Origin of the sequence: Algoriphagus aestuariicola (genome assembly GCF_017254835.1) — a bacterium.
Lineage (GTDB): Bacteria > Bacteroidota > Bacteroidia > Cytophagales > Cyclobacteriaceae > Algoriphagus > Algoriphagus aestuariicola.
This window is the reverse complement of record NZ_JAFKCW010000089.1, coordinates 1-279: the sequence shown is the minus strand read 5'-3', so window position 1 is coordinate 279 and position 279 is coordinate 1. Positions and strand designations below refer to the sequence as shown.

The following is a 279-nucleotide window of genomic DNA, read 5'->3' as shown; positions in this document are numbered from 1 at the left end:
AGCCCTGGGCGCCGCGTGCGCCGCATCTGTCGGTCGAACAGGGGCTGGCGCTGGTGCCGGAAGAACGCCGCAAAGAAGGCATTTTTATCGATGAGGCGATCCCGATGAACCTGAGCGTCAGCGCCGATGACAGCTTCTCGCGCTGGAGCCTGTTCAGCCGGCGGCAAGAGCTGCGCTGGGCGCGCGAGATCATGCAGCGTCTGAACATTCGCGCCTCCGGCCCGCAACAGCGGCTGGCGCGCCTGTCCGGCGGCAATCAGCAAAAAGTGGCGATCGGCA

Annotated in this window: 1 pseudogene; it reads left to right on the top strand. The window is 65.9% G+C overall.

Annotation, left to right across the window (positions count from 1 at the left end):
* Positions 1-279 (top strand): annotated as a pseudogene (locus J0A67_RS23755) (hypothetical protein); the annotation flags it as partial.